The sequence below is a fragment of the Campylobacter concisus genome (genome assembly GCF_902460715.1).
GTDB classification, from domain to species: domain Bacteria; phylum Campylobacterota; class Campylobacteria; order Campylobacterales; family Campylobacteraceae; genus Campylobacter_A; species Campylobacter_A concisus_AK.
Genome location: NZ_CABPUX010000002.1, coordinates 545,888 through 561,233, shown reverse-complemented (window position 1 = coordinate 561,233; position 15,346 = coordinate 545,888). Strand labels below are relative to the sequence as shown.

Below are 15,346 nucleotides of genomic sequence, written 5' to 3'. Positions count from 1 at the left end.
TATGCGACCATCTCAGCTACTACACTATGATTATAGTGTAGCAAAGCTATTCATGTTTGCCACGATACTCTTTGGTATCATAGGCATGGTTGTTGGCGTAGTTATAGCTTTTCAAATGGCCTGTCCAGAGCTTAACTACATAGCCGGCGAATATTCGGCGTTTGGGAGGTTGCGTCCTCTTCATACTAATGGCATCATTTTTGGCTTCATGCTCTCAGGCATCTTTGCCACTTGGTACTACATCGGACAGCGTGTTTTAAAGGTCTCGATGAGCGAGTCGCCATTTTTGATGTTTATCGGCAAGCTTCACTTTTGGCTATATATGCTTGTTATGGTTTTGGCTGTTGTTACGCTTTTTATGGGCGAGAGCACAGCTAAGGAGTACGCTGAGCTTGAGTGGCCACTAGATATCGCAGTGGTTGTTGTTTGGGTGCTTTGGGGCGTTAGTATATTTGGCCTCATCGGTATCCGCCGCGAAAAGACACTTTACATCTCAGTTTGGTACTACATCGCTACATTTCTTGGCGTTGCGATGCTGTATCTATTTAACAATATGGAAGTTCCAACAAGACTTGTTAGCGGATATGGCTCATGGCTACACTCTGTCTCTATGTATGCTGGCTCAAACGACGCTTTGGTTCAGTGGTGGTATGGTCACAACGCAGTTGCATTCGTCTTTACAGTGGCTATCATCGCTCAAATTTATTATTTCTTACCAAAAGAGAGCGGTCAGCCGATATTTTCATATAAACTATCGCTATTTTCATTTTGGGGTCTGATGTTCATCTATCTTTGGGCTGGCGGACACCACCTCATTTACTCTGCTACGCCTGATTGGATGCAGACTATGGGCTCAGTCTTTTCTATCGTTTTGATCCTACCTTCATGGGGCTCAGCCATAAATATCCTTCTTACGATGAAGGGCGAATGGGCGCAGCTTAGAGAGAGTCCGCTTATTAAATTTATGGTTCTAGCTTCGACATTTTATATGTTCTCAACACTTGAAGGTCCGATACTTTCTATCAAGTCTGTAAATGCCCTAGCGCACTTTACTGACTGGGTACCAGGACACGTTCACGACGGCGCTCTTGGCTGGGTTGGCTTTATGATCATGGCGGCACTTTATCACATGACGCCGCGTGTGTTTAAGCGTGAAATTTACTCAAAATCGTTAATGGAAGCTCAGTTTTGGATACAAACAACAGGTATTGTCTTATACTTTGCCTCTATGTGGATCGCTGGTATCACACAAGGTATGATGTGGAGAGCGACTGATAGCTACGGAAATTTACTCTACTCGTTTATAGACACGGTAGTTGTGCTTATCCCATACTACTATATAAGAGCTATTGGCGGACTTCTTTATCTAGTTGGCTTCTTGATGTTTGCTTATAACATCTATAAATCAACTTCTGCTAAAGCTATCTTAGCAGAGCCAAAAAGCGCTTCGCCTATGGGCGGCGGGGCAAAAGCTAGCGCGGAGGTGATGTGATGTTTGCTTGGTTAGAAAAAAATCCATTCTTTTTTGCAGTTTGCGTCTTTATAGTTATCGCTTACGCTGGTATAGTTGAAATTTTACCAGACTTTGCAAACAGAGCTAGACCACTTGAGGGTACAAAGCCTTACACCGTTTTGGAGCTAGCTGGCAAAAACATCTATATGCAAAATGGCTGCAACACTTGTCACTCTCAAATGATCCGCCCGTTTAAGGCTGAGACTGATAGATACGGCATGTATTCACTAAGTGGCGAATTTGCCTATGATCGTCCGCATCTTTGGGGCTCAAAAAGAACGGGACCTGACCTTATGCGTGTTGGCAACTATAGAACGACTGACTGGCATGAAAATCACATGCTAAATCCAGCCTCAGTAGTGTCAGGCTCGATCATGCCAGCATATCCATTTTTATTTAAGAAAAATGCTGACATAGAGACTGCTTACGCTGAAGCGCTAACGGTTAAAAAGGTCTTTAACACGCCTTATGACGAAAAAGATATGCCAGCACTTGGCACGCTAGAGCAGACAAATGCTAATGTCAAGGCTGAGGCTGCAGCTATCGTTGAAAATATGAAAGATGAGCAGGTAAAAAGTGCATTTGAAAAAGGTGAAATTCGCCAGATCGTAGCACTGATTGCCTATCTAAATAGCCTAAAGTAGGAGTGTAAGATGGAGAACATTAGAGAGTTTCAAGCTTATGGCTATTTTTTCTTGACAGCATTTTTGGCGATCACTTTGTATGCCTACTTTTTTCATCTTTATAAGAGCGAAAAAACTGGCAGAAGAAACTATGAGAAGTACTCAAAACTAGCGCTTAACGATGAGATCAGTGACGAAATTTTAGAGCGTAAGGCTACAAAGGAGAGCGTATGCAATGGCTAAATTTAGAAGATAATGTAAATTTACTAGCTCTTATAGGAGCGGCTCTAATCATCGTGCTTACCATCGTTGTAGCTGGTAGGTACGTGGGGCAGATGAAGGTTAAAAAAGATGAGAGTGTTGAGCTTAGCGAGCACAACTGGGACGGCATAGGAGAATACAAAAACCCTGTCCCACTTGGCTGGGCGGTCGTCTTTTTACTAGCGCTAATTTGGGCGATCTGGTACTATTTGCTGGGCTACCCACTAAATTCTTACTCACAAATCGGCGAGTATAACAAAGAGGTTAAAGAGGCAAACGCCAAATTTGAAAAAGAGTATGCAAATCCAAGCAAAGAGACGCTTCACGCTATGGGCGAGAGCATATATCTTGTGCAGTGCTCAGCATGTCACGGCATCACAGGCGATGGCATAGGTGGCAAGGCTGCAAATTTACAAATTTGGGGTAGTGAAAAAGGCATAGTTGAGACCATACTAAATGGCTCAAAAGGGCTTGATTACCCTATGGGCGAGATGCCAGCAGGCTTAGCTGACGCTGATGGCGCAAAGGCGATCGCAGCATACGTAGCTAAAGAGATAAGTGCGATAAAAAGCACAAAAAATGAAAATTTAGTAGCAACTGGCAAAGAGCTTTACGCTGCATGTGCAGCATGTCACGGCGAAGATGGCAAGGGTATGGATGGCATGTCGGTCGATCTTAGCAAATATGGCTCGGCTAGCTTTGTGGCTGATGTGCTAAATCGCGGCAAAAAAGGAGCGATCGGCACTATGCCTAAATTTAATGATGGCAGGCTAAACGAGATACAGCAAAGCGCAGTTGGCGAGTACGTCATATCGCTATCAAAGGGCGAATAATGGAAAATAAAAATAGAAACATCTTTGCCTTAAATGGCATTAGCGGGTTTTTAATAGCGGTGGTGCTTTTGCTCTCTATCCTAGCGGTGCTTACATACGTTGGCATCGGCTTGCAAAAAGAGGTCGCAACCAAACCTTACTCACTAAAAGATGCAGCTAGCATCGAGATGAAGAGCGTAGATAACGCTAAACACGTCATTGTAAAGGAGTAGCGATGCTAGGCATAATAGAAAAAGCCATTATCCTGCTAATAGTCGTCGCAGGCGCCATTTGTGCTTGGTCAGTACTTACGCCAAATCACCTATTTGTAGGTTAAATTTGAAGAAATTTGCACTCATTTTTATCATTTTGCTATGGCAAAATTTGGCTTGGGGTGCAAATTTCGTTATCAATGATGATGGAATTTTAAGCCAAAAAGTGAGCCAAAAACTAAATGAGATCGGCAGCGAGCTTTATCAAAAAAGCAACATAAATTTAGTAGTTGGTGTGTATAAAGATGGCGAGCTGGACGCGCTTTTTAATGAGCAAAATTTAAGCTCGCCTTTTGTCTTTTTAGCGCTCATAAAAGACAAGCAAAAGGTTGAAATTTTTAGCGATACAAACACTTCAAAGCTTTTTAACAAGGAGCAAATTCTAAGTGTAAATCCAGAATCAGGCACCGTTATCCCCATTTTGGTCTCAAAAAATGGCAAAGATGTATATAACGCCGCTATCTTAAACGGCTACGCTGATATCGCCGAGCAGATCGCTGAGAGCTTAAATTTAAAGCTAGAAAGCGGTATTGGCAGCTCAAACAAAACGACCTTAAATTTCTTGCGAATTTTCATCTACGGCTTGATCGCATTTTTCGTTCTCATCATCTTTTATAAAAAGGTAAAAAATGGCTAAAAAGAGCTTTTGGCCTTATGGCATCGTGCTTAGCATAGTCGCTATCATCTTGGCTTGTGCCGCAACCATCGTTGTTGCGATCAACAACCCAGTCGAGATGGATAGCGCTTATATGCAAAGTCATCAAAGCGTCGATGAAAACATCACATTTATAAAAGAGAGTGAGGCGAGATTTGATGAGAAATTTGGCCTTAAATTTGAGCCAGAATTTAAAGGCTTGCAGGGTAAGTTTAAATTTCTTCTAACGCCAAAAAATGGCGAAATTTCAAGCCTTAGCTATGAAATTTTACTAACTCGCCCGCAGACAAATAAAGATAACAAAACATTAAGCGCCTCATGGCAAGAAAATGACCTTATAAGTGAGAGTGTTGGCCTAAAAGAGGGCAGGTGGCAGCTACTTTTAAGGCTAAGCGACAAGCAAGATACGAGATATTATAAATTTGATTTTAACGCCACAAAGTAAGTTAAATTTGCATCTAAAAGTTTTTAGCCAAGGTCAAAATCAAATTTAAATTTTTACTTTCTAGCCAGCCAAAACTCCAGCTCAAACCTCTCTAAAGCCAAAATTTAAGCCCAAACGCTTGCCAGTTGTAACATACTCTTTAAATTTATAGATTAGAGGCGAGTATTTTTTAGTATCTAGCTTTTCATCTTTTAACAAATTTTCATCCACAAAGATGCCAACTATCCTGCAAGTAACGATGCAAAACCACTCTTTTATCTCGCACTTTTCTACGATCGTTTCTATCTGTATCTTGCACTCTTTTATGCGCGCGCTTTAGTTTTTGGTGCTAAATTTAAGCAATATAAACCCCGCGGTACCTGAAACTACCGAACCTAGCAAGATAGCAAGCTTGTCGGTGTAGGCAAAGGCGTCCGTGTCGTTGTAGGCTAAGCCGTTAATGAAAAGGCTCATCGTAAATCCTACGCCGCAAAGTACCGCGATGCCGTAAAGCTGAATGAAATTTGACCCTTCTGGCAGCTTGGCTAGCTTAAATTTGATCGCTAAAAAGCTAAAAGAAAATACCCCGACTTGCTTGCCGACGAAAAGCCCCAGCGCCGTGCCTAGCGCGACCGGAGACAAAATCTCGTCCAGTCCGACGCCTCGCAGTGAGATGCCTGCGTTTGCGAAGGCAAATATCGGCAGCACGCCAAACGCCACCCAGCCGTGCAGGTCGTGCTCGATGCTTTTTAGCATAGATTTACCCGGCTCGTCTTTAAAGCTAAGCGGTATGAAAAAGGCCGCCACGACGCCCGCAAGCGTGGCGTGAACGCCTGATTTTAGCACTGCTACCCACATCACCGCGCCTACGATCAGATACGCCGCCTTGCTCTTTACGCCGAGTCTGTTTAGCGCAAAAAGCGCGGCTAGGCAAACGCTCGCGACCGCAAGCATTTGGACGCTAAGCTCGCTCGTGTAAAATAGCGCGATAATCACGATCGCGCAAAGGTCGTCGACGATCGCCAGCGTCATGAGGAAAATTTTTAAACTGGTCGGTACGCGAGGCCCGAGTAGGCTCAAAATCCCCAGAGCAAACGCGATATCCGTCGCCGTCGGTATCGCCCAGCCGCCAAGCGCAAAGGAGTCGTGCTTCGTAAAAAGATAGAAGATAACCGCGGGTACTATCAGGCCGCCTACCGCGCCGATGGCGGGCAGCGCGATTTGCGACGGATTTTTTAGCTCGCCCTCCAGCACCTCGCGCTTTAGCTCAAGTCCGATGAGAAAGAAAAATACCGCCATCAATCCGTCGTTCACCCACAAGATCAGGGGTTTGCTTAGCCCGTATTCGCCGAAGCTTACGGTAAATTTGGTCTTTAAAAATTCGTTGTAAAAATCGCTCAAAAACGTGTTTTGACACAGTAGCGCCGCGACCGTAGCGATCATCAGCAAAATCCCGCCGCTGGCTTCGTGTTTTAAAAACTCTTTTATTCCGCCCATTTTGCTTCCTTTTTATAAACTTTGGCGATTATAGCGTATTTTTACGCTCGCATAAAATTCGGGCGAATTTGGCTATAATCAGTTCAAATTTAAAGGTAAATTTAGTAGACGCATCTCTAAAATTTGCCGTGCCGCGCTTGCGGGAGCGGGACGTTTGCGCACGGTTTTTATAGATTAATGAGCGAAAATGAATGAAATTTTAGATATATGTAAGCGTGCAAAGGCTGCTTGCGGCGAGCTTTTGAGACTTGATAGCAGGGCTAAATTTGAAATTTTAAACGCCGTGGCGGACGAGCTGCTAGCGCAAAAAGAGGCTATAAAAGCGGCAAACGCCAAAGACCTTGCAAACGGCGAGAAATCGGGCCTTAGCTTGGCGTTGCTTGATCGTTTGCGACTAACGGATGCCCGCATCGAGGCTATGGCAAAGGGCGTGCGCGAGGTGGCGGGCTTTGCCGAGGTCGTAGGCGAAAATTTAGGCGGCTGGAGCCATCCAAACGGCATGCAAATCAGCCGCATTCGCGTGCCGCTGGGGGTGCTCGGTATCATCTCGCCCTTTTTGATCTTTTGTAGTGGCAAGCAGGACAGGAAAGCCGTAGTAAAAGCCAGATCTGTTTAACTCTTTATGCATTTTTGCTCCTTTTTTAGATTGTAGCCCTCAGCGCTTTAAGGCTTAAATTTTTAAAGAATTTAGAAAAATTTTCAAAGCTTGCCTTAAGTGAGAAAAAGCGCTCTTTTATCAGCTTTTGGCTATCATTTTTTAAAAATTTAAGAGAGTAAAATGCGCAATCTAAATCAACTTTTCGTCTTTACAAACTCGCGTAAGATCAGGGAATTTAATGCTGGTTTTAATGACGAGCTAATCCCAAAAAGCCTAAGCATCGCAGAGTTTTATAAAAAAGCTGTTTTTGTAAATGGCCGCTTTGAGTGCGATAGCACCTACGCTTTGGTGCTTATGAACAGAGCCTGTGCCAGCGTCAAAGAGGCAAATTCGGTGCTAAAAATCCCAACTGAGTTTTTTGAGTTTTTGAAAAACAACGACTATCTTTTTTCGTTTTTTAAAGAGCTTGCTATCAGCAAAAAGAGTATTGAAGAGATAAAATTTAACGACATTTACGCTGATTTTGAGGAGCATCTAAGCATACTTGAGGCGGTTTTAAAAGAGTATGAGAGCTTGCTTGATAAAGAAGATCTTTATGATGATATAACCTTGCCAAAAATTTACTCCATCAATGAAGCTTACATAAGAAGTTTTAGTGAAATTTCACTGCATATTGATGGAATTTTAAGCGAGTTTGAGTGGGAAGTTTTAGAAAAAATAGCAAATTTATGCACGCTAAAGATCATCTTTCAAACTAGCGTTTTTAATAAAAAACTTATCGAAAAGATAAGACAAATTTCAGCCATTAGCGAGTTTGAAAACTATAAAAAATATGAGCTAAATTTAAATATAAACGAGCTAACCTGCCTAGAAAATATCACAAAATTTGAGCCAGTTTTAGTAAGAGAATTTGCCACAAGAAGCTTGCAGTGCGCTTACGCTATGGCAAAGGCGAGCGAGTTTGTGCTTGATGGCATAAAGCCTGAAAACATCGCAGTCATCTTGCCAGATGAGGGCTTTAGCGAGATTTTAAGGCTTCATGATAGCGCTAAAATTTTTAACTACGCTATGGGCGAGAGCTTTAAAAATACAAAATTTTATGAAGCGCTTTACTACATCACAAGAGCGATCAACGAAGAAGCAAGTCCAGTTTTTGATCAAAGCAAGCTTGGGAGCTACGAGGAGCTCGGCTTTATTTTGAGCGAATTTGGTGTGAGTGAGCAGCTTTTTGAGAAATTTAGGACTAGCTATTTTGAGCTGTGTGAATTTGCTAAATTTAAAGAGCTAATAGATGAGCTTTTGGCGCTTGAAAATGAGCCAAGATGCGAAGAGAAGCTCGCACTTGAGCTTTTTAGGATGGAGAATTTATGCAGGTATTTTAGCTTTAGCTTAAAGCAGCTATGTGAAATTTTCTTGCTAAATATCTCGCGTCTAAGCATCGATGACGTGGGCGGCGGAAAGATCAGTGTCATGGGTATGTTAGAGAGCCGCGGGATGAAATTTGATGGCGTTATCATAGTTGATTTTAACGACAACTTCATCCCCGCAAGAAGCGCAAATGAGATGTTTTTAAACTCAAAAGTGAGGCAAAAAGCGGGGCTTATAAGCTATGTGGAGCGTGAAAATTTGCAGAGATTTTACTACGAAAGCCTCATAAATAACGCCAAAAAAGTGGCGATAAGCTGCTGTGTAAATGAAGAGAGCATACCTTCAAGATTTTTAAAAAATTTCAAAACGATAAAAGATGAGAAATTTAGCGATGATGCCTATTTGAAGCTATTTTTAAAGGGAGAGGCGAGCTTAAATTTAAAGGATGATGAGGTTATTTTAGAGCATGATTTTTTCACAAACCCACTCTCGTTTTCGACGCTAAATTTATTTCTAACCTGCCCAAGAAAATACTACTACACAAAGATAGCTGGCATAAAGCCTGCAAAAGGCGTAGCAAAAGAGCTTGGCACAAAACAAGGAAATAGCGTTCATAGCGCACTTTTTGAGTATTACACGAGCGAATTTTATAAGCAAAATAACACTTTTGATCTAGCCGTTTTTAAAGAGATGCTAACAAAGCAAAATCTTACGCCACTTGAGTTTGAAATTTGGACGCATAAATTTAAAGAGTATGAAATTTATGAAAACGAGCGTTTAAGGGCTGGTTTTAGGGTGCTTGAGTGCGAAAAAGAGGTGCAAAGCGAGTTTTGCGGCGTGCAGATAAAGGGATTTATCGATAGGATCGATGCGGACGCAAGCGGCGACGTGCTTATACTTGATTATAAAACGAGCGAGGCAAATGTAAATTCGCTCCAGCTTGCCTTTTACGAGGCGCTTTACGGCGGAGAGGTGCGAAGTGCTTACTATGCCCTAAAAAACGAGCCTAGCTTAGTTAGCTCGAAAAAAAGCGTAGAGGATCTAAACGGCGAGATAGAAAAGCTAAAAGGCATAAACAAAACCAAGATAAATTTTGAAAGAAAGAGCGGAGCTTGCGCATTTTGCGAATACGTCACACTTTGTAGGAGAGAGTTATGAAAAATTTTTTAGCCCTAAAAGCAAGCGCTGGAAGCGGTAAGACCTTTGCGCTGAGCGTTCGCTACATCGCTTTGGTGCTTCGAGGCGAAAATATAAACGAGATCGTCGCTCTAACTTTTACAAAAAAGGCAGCAAACGAGATGAAAGAGCGCATAATCGCTACTTTTTTGGACTTGCAGAACAAAAAAGGCGAGCTTGAAGCGGTGTGCGCGGAGCTTGGTATAAACCAAGATGAGGCAATAAAAAGGCGAGATGAGAGGCTTAGCGTCTTTTTGCAAAGTGAGCTAAAAATTTATACATTTGATGCGTTTTTCTCTGGGATTTTGAAGAAATTTAGCCAAAATTTAGGCATTAGTCCTGATTACAGCGTGCAAGATAGCCTGCAAGATCTGGCGTGGAAAAAATTTGTAAAAGAGGTGAGCAAAGATAAAAAGCTTCTTAGTGAGCTAGCCTTAATGATGATCATTTCAAGCCAAAAAGAGGCCAGCTTTTCGCAGACTTTGGCGAAATTTTATGAGAGCTTTGGCGGCGAGCTAAAAGATAGTGGTGCAAGCTATCCAGATGATAGCAAAGTAAGGGCGGCGCAAAGGGCGATAAATGAGTATATAGCCTTGCAAAATGGCGCTAGTGATGTGGCTAAAAAGACATTTGGCGAGCAGAATTTATTTGAGCTATTTAAGAGTAAGGTTTTTGCTAGAGAAAGCCTAGACTACCGCACTTTTAACAAAATTTACACCCCAGAGCTTGATAGGCTCTTTTTCGAGCTAAAAGAGGCAGCGAAAAACTACATTTTAGAGGTCGAAAGGTATAGGCTAAGTGGCTTTAGCAAGCTATTAAAGCTTTATAAGGCTTCAAATTTAGAGCTAAACAAAGAGATAAATGCGCTAAGTTTTGCTGATATAAACAAGCTGGTTTTTAAGCTTTTGGTGCAAAATTTGGATAAAGAGGCGCTTTATTTTAGGCTTGATGGCAGGATAAATCACCTCTTAGTTGATGAGTTTCAAGATACAAACGTGATCCAGTATGAGATCATCTTGCCGCTCATCGCTGAAATCGTCTCTGGATACGGACAAAACGGGCTTGGAAGCTTCTTTTACGTGGGCGACACGAAGCAGAGCATCTATAAATTTAGAGGTGGCAAAAAGGAGCTTTTTGACAAGCTGGGAGATGATTTTACTCAGATAGATATAGAAAATTTGCCAAGCAACTACCGCAGTTTAAAGGCTTTGGTGAAATTTAATAACGCCGTTTTTGAAGAAATTTATCATAGATATGGGCTTAGCTTTGAGCCACAAGAGCCAGCTAAAAAAGATGAGACGCTAAGCTACGAGGTAAGTGGCGAGTGCGAGTACTTTGAAGTAGAAAAAGATGACTACGGCTACTTGCGTGTGTTAAGCGATGAAGATATCGCAGGTGCGGTCGTTGCGCAAGCAAGTGAGCTTTTAAAAGCTGGCGTAAATGCAAGCGATATAACCGTGCTTTGCTGGAAAAATAGCGACATTAGCCTCATCTCAGAAGTGCTTAGTAGCGCAGGGATAAAAAGCGTCAATGAAGGCACTTTGGAGCTAAAAAGAACGCCACTTGTCGCGGCGATCATCGAGTATGCTAAATTTTGCCTTTTTAGTGAAGAAATTTATGAGAAAAATGTAAAAGCGCTAGTAAATGCAAACGTAAAAAAACTAAACATAAAGCCAGAAGTGAGCGCTACAAATAGCCTATTTTATTTAGCTAAAAATTTAGGCATAAGCATGGCAGACGTCGATATCTTGAGGCTATTTGAGCTAGGCGCGGGATATAAAAATTTAAGTGATTTTATATTTAACCTTGAAAACTTTAGCTCTAAAATCAGTCCAAAAAGTAGCGACGGTGTGAGAGTGATGACCGTGCATAAGTCAAAGGGGCTTGAGTTTGCTCACGTTATAGTTTGCGATATGATGGGCAAGGGCAGGGGAGATGACTCAAATTTCATAACCGAATACAGCGAAAAGGGCGAATGGATCGTAAAGAGTAAAATTTCAGGTAGAGAAAATTTTGATAGCGACTATGCAAGCGTTTTAGAGCAGATGAAAGAGCTTGAAAAGCAAGAAAATATCAATAAAATTTACGTCGCTTTCACAAGGGCAACAAAGTCGCTCATCATCATCAAGCAAGCCGTCCCAAGCGGAAATAGCCCAAGCTTTTTCTCGTTTTACACAAGAAGCGACAAGAGCGAAGCAAATGACTATCTTGACCTAAAAGAGTTTAGCTTTGGCAAAATTTTGCCTAGTAAAACTGAGCAAAAAGAGCTAAAAAAAGATGAAAAAATGCCTGAAATTTTAAAGATAGAGAGGCAAGAGGTAGAGGCGAAAGAGCAAAAGACGAGTGGTAAAAACTTAAGTGCGATATATTTTGGTCTGGCGTTTCACTATCTGCTTGAGATGAGCGAGAAATTTGATGAAATTTCACTAGAAAAAGCTAAAAATTTGATGCTAAATAAATTTCATAAATTTTTGCCACTTGAAGCACTTGAAGATGTCTTTTCTAGGGCAAAAATGCTTATAAGTGAGCCAAAATTTATAGAGTGCATAAAAGACAAAGAAATTTATAAAGAGCAGCCGTTTAAAGTAAAAAATGAGCTAAAACAGATGGATCTTTTTTGCTTTAATGAGCGTGAAATTTGTGTGATTGATTATAAAACGACAGATAAAAATATAGAAGAGAACAAAAAGCAGGTAAAAGAGTATAAAGATGCGCTTTCTAAATTTTACGAAAAACATAGTATAATCGCCGTCATTTTCTATGCTCTTGAAGGCAAAATTTTATATATTGAAGTTTAAATGCTACTTAATTTAAGCTTTGTCAAAGCATTCTTTAAATACAATCACAACTCAAAAATTAACTTGGCAAAGGTAAGAAAATGACAAAAATAACAAAGCCAAACGAAGTTAAGCGAGACTGGATCGTAGTTGATGCAGCTGGTAAGCGCTTTGGTAGATTGCTAACTGAGGTAGCAACTATACTTCGTGGCAAAAACAAACCATGCTTCACGCCAAACGTAGATTGTGGCGACTATGTTATCATCATAAATGCTTCTAAAGTAGAATTTACTGGTAATAACAAAGCTGAAGATAAACTTTATCACAGACACTCAGGATATTTTGGCAGCGTAAAGAGCGAGAAATTTGGCGATTTGATAGCAAATAAGCCAGAAAAACTATTTAAATTAGCTGTTCGTGGCATGCTTCCAAAGACAAAACTTGGAAGAGAGATGATAAAAAAACTAAAAGTTTATGCTGGCAGTGAGCATCCTCATACGGCACAAATAGCTAAAAAAGAAGGAAAATAATTATGGCAAAAGTTTATGCAACTGGTAAAAGAAAAACTGCCGTAGCAAAGGTTTGGATAAAGTCTGGAAGCGGTAAAATCGTAGTAAATGGTATGGATCTTAACACTTGGCTTGGCGGTCACGAGGCTATCAAGCTTAAAGTTATTCAACCACTTTTAGTAACAAAACAAGAGAGTTTAATAGACGTAGTAGCTACAACTTTAGGTGGCGGTTATTCAGCACAGGCTGAAGCTTTAAGGCACGGCATTTCACGTGCTTTAGCTGATATGGATGCTGATTTTAGAGCAGCTCTTAAACCAAAAGGCTTGCTAACTAGAGATTCTCGTGTTGTTGAACGTAAAAAATTTGGTAGAAGAAAGGCTAGAAGAAGCCCACAATTCTCTAAACGTTAATGGTTTTTTGCAAGTGCTTTCGCATTTGCAAAATTTAGGTTATGTAAATTGTCAGATTTACATTAAGAATTTGGTTATAATTTAAAGTTGATTTATTTTTATTTAGGTAAAATTATAGTCAACATTAAAAATCCCTATTTGAAAGGAATTCTATTATGAAAAAGATTGCTTTAGCTATGGTTGCCGCAACAGCGGTTTTTGCGTCTAACGCAGCATACAACTATGAGATCACTCCAACTATCGGTGGTGTTCATCCAGAAGGAAATCTACGTGTAAAAGACCACAACTTTGTTGGTATTAGAGCGGCTAGAAACCTTGAAGATTTCTTCTTTGATCAAGTTGAACTTGGTGTTGATTACTCTCAAAAACTTAAAGAGAGAACAGGTAACGTTGTAAGAGAGGGTAGAGCTCTTAGATACCACGCTAACCTTGTAAAAAATATCGTTGATTTTGGACCAGTTAGCCTATATGGTTTAATCGGTGCTGGTTATGAAGATGTTCCAGCTATTTTTGTTAAAAACGAAGATGGCGGTTTTGGTCAATATGGTCTTGGTTTAAGATACCAAGTAACTGATAGATTTGCTCTTAAAGCAGAGGCAAGAGATGCTATCAAATTTGAGCACGCTGATCACAACCTATTCTATTCACTAGGCTTTGGCATAGGTCTTGATTCAAAAGCAGCTCCAGTTGTAGCAGCAGCTCCAGCAGCAGCTCCAGCAGCAGCTCCAGCTCCAGTTCTTGATGATGACAATGATGGCGTGCCAAATGATATCGATCAATGCCCTAACACTCCAGCTGGTGTAGTTGTTGACGAAAGAGGATGCGAGAAAGTTATCGTTCTTAGAGACCTAGATGTTAACTTCGCATTTGATAGCTACAAAGTTGGACCAAAATATGCAGCTGAGATCAAAAAAGTAGCTGACTTTATGGGTGAACACCCAGATTATAAAGTTGTACTTGCTGGTCACACTGATAGCGTAGGTGCAGAAGCTTACAACCAAAAACTATCTGAAAAAAGAGCAAAAGCAGTGGCTGAGGTTCTTGCTGGTTACGGCGTAGAAAAAGCTAAAATTTCTACAGTTGGTTACGGTGAACTTAAACCAATCGCTACAAACAAAACTAAAGAAGGTCGCGCTCAAAACAGACGTGTTGAAGCTACTTTCAATAAATAATTTTATTATTTAAAATTACTTCTTTAGGGCTTGGCTTCGGCTGAGCCCTTTTTTATTTCTGCGGAGAATTTCATGAAAAAAACTATACTTTTTGACTTAGATGGCACACTTATAGACTCTACTTCTGCTATTTTAAAAGGTTTTGATGCGGCGTTTTTAGCTCACGATAAAAAAGTGCCTGATCATGATGCACTAAAATCTCTAGTAGGATATCCGCTTGAAATAATGTTTGAAAAACTCGGTGCCAAGAAAAATTTGATTGATGAATATGTAAAAGAGTATAAAGCTTGCTACGAGAAGATCTATTTAGATGAGACTGTGCTTTTACCATATGCTATGGATGCTTTAAAAGAAGCTAGCACGTTTGCTGATGTTGGCGTTGTTACAACAAAGACATCGAAATTTTCTATCATTTTGCTAGAGCATTTAGGCGTTATGAAATTTATAAAAACGGTTGTTGGACGAGACGATGTTGTTAATCCAAAGCCAGATCCAGAACCTATAAATCTGGCTTTAAAGAGGCTAGACAAAGAAAAAGATCATGTCTTTATGGTTGGCGATACTATCATGGATCTAAAGGCTGCTAAGGCCGCTCTTATAACTGGTGTTGGTCTTACGTGTGGATATGGCAAAGTGTCTGATTTAAAGCAGTTTAGCGAGCGTATATTTGCAAATCCACTTGAAGCTGTTGGTTTTATAAAAGAGGCATGATAGTTAAAATTTATTAAGGCTCTTGAGCCTTATACTATTTTAAACGCAATGCTATTCATAAAAATTTTTGATTATAACTTACTGTAAAATAGTTCGCTCAGATACAAAAATTTTATATCAAAAACATCTATCGCTATTTTTAATTCTTTTTTAAATAAATTTGCATTTGTTTTATTATTTAAAGCCTGTTATTTTTTATAAATTTACTAACAAAATATGCAATAAATTTGCTTGGACTGAATTTACTAGGTAGAGATTTTATTGGTATCGAAATGGAGCCGGAATTCATAGATATCGCACTTGTTATAAACACAAGCGATACAAAATCAAGCGTAGATGATGGCAAAAAGATCCGCCAAAATGTACTTAGATTTAAAATCCCTTACTTCACAACTATCCGTGCAGCACTCGCAGCTGCTAAGTCGCTAAGCACAGTTCAAACTGGCAAAGCACTTGAAGTAAAAAGCTTACAAGAGTATCTAAGTGAGAAATGAACCAAAAAGAGTGCGTAGTAGAAGCGTTGGCTAACCTTGGTGGCATGGCAACGCTTTTTGATCTCTATCAT

At 40.5% G+C, this 15,346-nt stretch carries 15 protein-coding genes and 2 pseudogenes; 15 read left to right on the top strand and 2 right to left on the bottom strand.

Features of this window, described 5'->3' with window-relative positions:
- The first annotated feature begins 1 nt into the window (after position 1).
- The 7 genes from ccoN to F3G91_RS08600 all read left to right on the top strand — a co-directional run bounded on the left by ccoN (position 2) and on the right by F3G91_RS08600 (position 4,581).
- Positions 2 to 1,492 carry a cytochrome-c oxidase, cbb3-type subunit I gene (gene ccoN, locus F3G91_RS08630; RefSeq protein WP_021084787.1) on the top strand — a complete coding sequence of 497 codons (1,491 nt, stop codon included), beginning with the start codon at positions 2 to 4 and terminating at the stop codon, positions 1,490 to 1,492.
- Complete coding sequence (gene ccoO / locus F3G91_RS08625; protein WP_149701297.1) at positions 1,492 to 2,157, top strand: cytochrome-c oxidase, cbb3-type subunit II; 666 nt, start codon at positions 1,492 to 1,494, stop codon at positions 2,155 to 2,157. The genes ccoN and ccoO overlap by 1 nt, the downstream gene beginning before the upstream one ends.
- A gap of 9 nt (positions 2,158 to 2,166) precedes the next feature.
- Positions 2,167 to 2,379 (top strand): cytochrome c oxidase, cbb3-type, CcoQ subunit, encoded by a 213-nt coding sequence (locus F3G91_RS08620; RefSeq protein WP_149701296.1) that lies wholly within the window; start codon positions 2,167 to 2,169, stop codon positions 2,377 to 2,379.
- Positions 2,367 to 3,230, top strand: a complete 864-nt coding sequence (locus F3G91_RS08615) for a cbb3-type cytochrome c oxidase N-terminal domain-containing protein (protein ID WP_149701295.1) — start codon at positions 2,367 to 2,369, stop codon at positions 3,228 to 3,230. The genes F3G91_RS08620 and F3G91_RS08615 overlap by 13 nt, the downstream gene beginning before the upstream one ends.
- Complete coding sequence (locus F3G91_RS08610) at positions 3,230 to 3,442, top strand: DUF4006 family protein (protein ID WP_021084770.1); 213 nt, start codon at positions 3,230 to 3,232, stop codon at positions 3,440 to 3,442. Before F3G91_RS08615 ends, F3G91_RS08610 begins: the two co-directional genes overlap by 1 nt.
- Before the next feature lie 106 nt (positions 3,443 to 3,548).
- Positions 3,549 to 4,118, top strand: coding sequence for a hypothetical protein (locus tag F3G91_RS08605; protein ID WP_149701294.1), 570 nt, complete (start codon positions 3,549 to 3,551; stop codon positions 4,116 to 4,118).
- Positions 4,111 to 4,581 (top strand): FixH family protein, encoded by a 471-nt coding sequence (locus F3G91_RS08600; RefSeq protein WP_149701293.1) that lies wholly within the window; start codon positions 4,111 to 4,113, stop codon positions 4,579 to 4,581. Before F3G91_RS08605 ends, F3G91_RS08600 begins: the two co-directional genes overlap by 8 nt.
- A gap of 81 nt (positions 4,582 to 4,662) precedes the next feature.
- Here F3G91_RS08600 and F3G91_RS10600 read toward each other — a convergent pair whose 3' ends face one another.
- Both F3G91_RS10600 and nhaA read right to left on the bottom strand, forming a co-directional pair.
- Positions 4,663 to 4,791: a hypothetical protein gene (locus F3G91_RS10600; RefSeq protein ID WP_258030348.1), complete on the bottom strand. Its 129-nt coding sequence runs from the start codon at positions 4,789 to 4,791 to the stop codon at positions 4,663 to 4,665.
- A gap of 105 nt (positions 4,792 to 4,896) precedes the next feature.
- Complete coding sequence (nhaA, locus tag F3G91_RS08590; RefSeq protein ID WP_103573807.1) at positions 4,897 to 6,057, bottom strand: Na+/H+ antiporter NhaA; 1,161 nt, start codon at positions 6,055 to 6,057, stop codon at positions 4,897 to 4,899.
- Between the two features lie 187 nt (positions 6,058 to 6,244).
- On the opposite strand from nhaA, the pseudogene proA reads away from it, so the two are divergent.
- From proA to F3G91_RS08550, 8 genes and pseudogenes are all read left to right on the top strand, one after another.
- Positions 6,245 to 6,604, top strand: a pseudogene (gene proA, locus F3G91_RS08585) (glutamate-5-semialdehyde dehydrogenase); the annotation flags it as partial.
- Between the two features lie 231 nt (positions 6,605 to 6,835).
- On the top strand, positions 6,836 to 9,181 hold the full coding sequence (locus F3G91_RS08580; RefSeq protein ID WP_149701292.1) for a PD-(D/E)XK nuclease family protein: 2,346 nt from the start codon (positions 6,836 to 6,838) through the stop codon (positions 9,179 to 9,181).
- Positions 9,178 to 11,997 carry a RecB-like helicase gene (locus F3G91_RS08575; RefSeq protein ID WP_149701291.1) on the top strand — a complete coding sequence of 940 codons (2,820 nt, stop codon included), beginning with the start codon at positions 9,178 to 9,180 and terminating at the stop codon, positions 11,995 to 11,997. The genes F3G91_RS08580 and F3G91_RS08575 overlap by 4 nt, the downstream gene beginning before the upstream one ends.
- A gap of 80 nt (positions 11,998 to 12,077) precedes the next feature.
- Positions 12,078 to 12,506 carry a 50S ribosomal protein L13 gene (rplM, locus tag F3G91_RS08570; RefSeq protein ID WP_002939292.1) on the top strand — a complete coding sequence of 143 codons (429 nt, stop codon included), beginning with the start codon at positions 12,078 to 12,080 and terminating at the stop codon, positions 12,504 to 12,506.
- Between the two features lie 2 nt (positions 12,507 to 12,508).
- The gene (gene rpsI, locus F3G91_RS08565) at positions 12,509 to 12,898 is read left to right on the top strand and encodes a 30S ribosomal protein S9 (protein WP_002939337.1); all 390 of its coding nucleotides are present in this window, start codon (positions 12,509 to 12,511) and stop codon (positions 12,896 to 12,898) included.
- Positions 12,899 to 13,053: 155 nt separating this feature from the next.
- Positions 13,054 to 14,070 (top strand): OmpA family protein, encoded by a 1,017-nt coding sequence (locus F3G91_RS08560; RefSeq protein ID WP_009294838.1) that lies wholly within the window; start codon positions 13,054 to 13,056, stop codon positions 14,068 to 14,070.
- Positions 14,071 to 14,142: 72 nt separating this feature from the next.
- On the top strand, positions 14,143 to 14,781 hold the full coding sequence (locus F3G91_RS08555; RefSeq protein WP_149701290.1) for an HAD family hydrolase: 639 nt from the start codon (positions 14,143 to 14,145) through the stop codon (positions 14,779 to 14,781).
- A 290-nt stretch (positions 14,782 to 15,071) separates the two neighbouring features.
- Positions 15,072 to 15,275: pseudogene (locus tag F3G91_RS08550) on the top strand (hypothetical protein); the annotation flags it as partial.
- Positions 15,276 to 15,346 lie beyond the last annotated feature (71 nt).

Excerpts from the sequence above, each read along its gene's own strand:
- ccoN (WP_021084787.1), top strand. The coding sequence starts at position 2 with ATGCGACCATCTCAGCTACTACACTATGATTATAGTGTAGCAAAGCTA.
- ccoO (WP_149701297.1), top strand. The coding sequence starts at position 1,492 with ATGTTTGCTTGGTTAGAAAAAAATCCATTCTTTTTTGCAGTTTGCGTC.
- F3G91_RS08620 (WP_149701296.1), top strand. The coding sequence starts at position 2,167 with ATGGAGAACATTAGAGAGTTTCAAGCTTATGGCTATTTTTTCTTGACA.
- F3G91_RS08615 (WP_149701295.1), top strand. The coding sequence starts at position 2,367 with ATGCAATGGCTAAATTTAGAAGATAATGTAAATTTACTAGCTCTTATA.
- F3G91_RS08610 (WP_021084770.1), top strand. The coding sequence starts at position 3,230 with ATGGAAAATAAAAATAGAAACATCTTTGCCTTAAATGGCATTAGCGGG.
- F3G91_RS08600 (WP_149701293.1), top strand. The coding sequence starts at position 4,111 with ATGGCTAAAAAGAGCTTTTGGCCTTATGGCATCGTGCTTAGCATAGTC.
- nhaA (WP_103573807.1), bottom strand. The coding sequence starts at position 6,057 with ATGGGCGGAATAAAAGAGTTTTTAAAACACGAAGCCAGCGGCGGGATT.
- F3G91_RS08580 (WP_149701292.1), top strand. The coding sequence starts at position 6,836 with ATGCGCAATCTAAATCAACTTTTCGTCTTTACAAACTCGCGTAAGATC.
- F3G91_RS08575 (WP_149701291.1), top strand. The coding sequence starts at position 9,178 with ATGAAAAATTTTTTAGCCCTAAAAGCAAGCGCTGGAAGCGGTAAGACC.
- rplM (WP_002939292.1), top strand. The coding sequence starts at position 12,078 with ATGACAAAAATAACAAAGCCAAACGAAGTTAAGCGAGACTGGATCGTA.
- rpsI (WP_002939337.1), top strand. The coding sequence starts at position 12,509 with ATGGCAAAAGTTTATGCAACTGGTAAAAGAAAAACTGCCGTAGCAAAG.
- F3G91_RS08560 (WP_009294838.1), top strand. The coding sequence starts at position 13,054 with ATGAAAAAGATTGCTTTAGCTATGGTTGCCGCAACAGCGGTTTTTGCG.
- F3G91_RS08555 (WP_149701290.1), top strand. The coding sequence starts at position 14,143 with ATGAAAAAAACTATACTTTTTGACTTAGATGGCACACTTATAGACTCT.